This is a genomic window from Variovorax sp. P4_D9, from assembly GCF_056401695.1.
Map to the genome: position 1 here is coordinate 1 of NZ_JBFUIU010001188.1, position 2,127 is coordinate 2,127.

Consider the following 2,127-nt stretch of genomic DNA (forward strand, 5'->3'; position numbering starts at 1 on the left):
TTGCAGCTTCCACCGCCGCGTTCAGCGCCAGGATGTTGGTCTGGAAGGCGATGCCGTCGATGACGCCGATGATGTCGACGATCTTGCGCGACGAGGCGTTGATCGAGCCCATGGTGCCGACCACCTGGCCGACCACGCTGCCGCCCCGGACGGCCACTTCGGAGGCCGAGACGGCCAGTTGATTCGCTTGACGTGCGTTGTCCGCGTTCTGCTTGACGGTGCTGGTGAGTTCTTCCATCGAGGCTGCCGTCTGYTCCAGCGAGCTGGCCTGYTCTTCGGTRCGCGARGAMAGRTCCTGGTTGCCGCTCGCGATCTGGCTCGATGCCGTGGCGATGGTGTCGGTGCCCGTGCGGACCTCGCCGACCACCCTCGCCAGGCTGGCGTTCATGTGCTTCAGCGCCTGCATCAGCAGCCCGGTCTCGTCGCGCGCGCCGGTCTCGATTCGGCTGGTCAGGTCGCCGCCGGCCACCGTCTGCGCCACCTGCACCGCCCGGCCTAGCGGCCGGGTGATGCCGGCCGCGAGCCACCAGGCGCAGACGCTGCCCAGCCCCAGCACGAAGGCCCCGAGCGCGAGCAGCAGGTTGCGGCTGGCCCGGTAGTTGGCGCCGATCTGGAGCACCGTGCCGTCGATCGATCGTCGCTGCATCTCGAGCAGTTGCTGGACCTTATCCAGGTAGATCCTGGCGGCGGGCATGAACAGCCGGTCCAGTGCCCGATTGGCCTCCTCCATCGTGCCCTCGGCCTTGGCCTTGACCACTGCGTCTCGCCCTTCGAGGTATTTTGTCCGCACCTCCTGGAATCCCTTCCACAGCGCCTTTTCCTCTTCGCTGACCAGCAGCGGCTCGAGTTGCTTTTGCATGGCTTGCGCCTCCTTGGTGGAGTTCGCGCTTTCCTCGGCAAAGAAGGGGCCGAGCGAGGGGTCGGCACTCTTGGCGATGGCGGTGGTTCGGCGCACGCCGACCGCCACCAGCCGGTACCAGTCGCTGATGATCCGCTCCTTGGCCAGCGGCTGGTGGGTGATATCTTCGGCGGCGGCCGTTACCGCGTGAAGGCGCCAGGTGCCGAGCGCCGTCATCAGCGCCATCAATGCCAGCACAAGGCCGAATCCCAGACCCAGCCGGGTGCCGATCTTCCAGTTTTTCACGTCAGTTCCTCAAAGTCGGCCCATCCGACTGTCAGAGGAATATCGGCAAGCGGCCGAAAATGTGAAGCCCGGCTCGCGGCGTCAGCCGGCGAAGCCGCCGTCGTCGAGAAACTTCTGCTCTTCCGCCGTGCTGCGGCGTCCCAGGGCGGCATTGCGATGCGGAAAGCGACCGAAGCGCGCCACGATGTCGCGATGCAGCACGGCGAAGCGCTGCGTGCTGTCGTCGAGTGCCCGGCACAGCACAACCGAGCGCTCCTGGTCGGCCAGTGATTCCGAATGCGTGAAGGGCAGGTAGAAGAACGGGCGCAGCGCCGGCTCGACCTGCTGGTCGAATCCGGCCGCGATCGCCGCCTGCGCGACCGCCAGCGCCCTGCCGTCGGTCGCGAACATGTGGCCGCTGCCGCGCCAGGCATTACGAGGCAACTGGTCGAGCAGCACCAGCAGCGCCAGCGCGCCTTCGGCGTCGGCGGCCCAGTGGTCGAGTGCGCCGCTGGCGGCGAGGTGGTGTGCGGGTTCGAAGCGGGCCTTGAATTCGGCATCGAAGGCCTCGTTCTTGGCGAACCAGCGGCGCGGGCCGGCATCGCGCCAGAAGGCGGTGACCTCGCTCGCAGAGGGAAGGGTGTTCATGCGGCGGATGATGCCATCGGGTCTCGAAAGTCGGGGCGGTGGCCGACATCGCGGACGATCGCCACTGCCTAAGCTTGACGCATCACAACTCGATGGAGAGGTCCCATGACCCGATACGGAAGAATCTTGCGCCTGGCCCTGGTTGCGGGTGTCGCCACGGCGGCCCTCGCGGGCTGCGGAATGATGTCGAAGTCGAACACCGCGAGCTTCAGCGGCGCCATGAATGCGGCCAGCGAGGTGCCGCCCAACATGACGCGCGGCAGCGGCATGGCCGAGGCCTGGCTCAACAAGGACACCAACGTGCTCAAGTACAAAATCACCTACGAGGGCTTGAGCGGACCGGCCACCGCGGCGCA

The 2,127-nt window shown here is 66.9% G+C and carries 3 protein-coding genes; 1 reads left to right on the forward strand and 2 read right to left on the reverse strand.

The features are described from left to right. Both AC1DY5_RS52775 and AC1DY5_RS52780 read right to left on the reverse strand, forming a co-directional pair. The coding region (locus tag AC1DY5_RS52775) for a methyl-accepting chemotaxis protein (RefSeq protein ID WP_478122209.1) at positions 1-1,144 on the reverse strand (1,144 nt) is incomplete at its 3' end. A gap of 81 nt (positions 1,145-1,225) precedes the next feature. Then, positions 1,226-1,771: a DUF924 family protein gene (locus AC1DY5_RS52780; RefSeq protein ID WP_478122210.1), complete on the reverse strand. Its 546-nt coding sequence runs from the start codon at positions 1,769-1,771 to the stop codon at positions 1,226-1,228. Positions 1,772-1,876: 105 nt separating this feature from the next. Between AC1DY5_RS52780 and AC1DY5_RS52785 the strand changes: the two genes are divergently transcribed. Next, positions 1,877-2,127 (forward strand): CHRD domain-containing protein (locus tag AC1DY5_RS52785; RefSeq protein ID WP_478122211.1); only part of this gene is annotated, 251 nt, incomplete at its 3' end.

Coding starts and splice junctions, on each gene's coding strand:
- AC1DY5_RS52780 (WP_478122210.1), bottom strand. CDS start 1,771: ATGAACACCCTTCCCTCTGCGAGCGAGGTCACCGCCTTCTGGCGCGAT.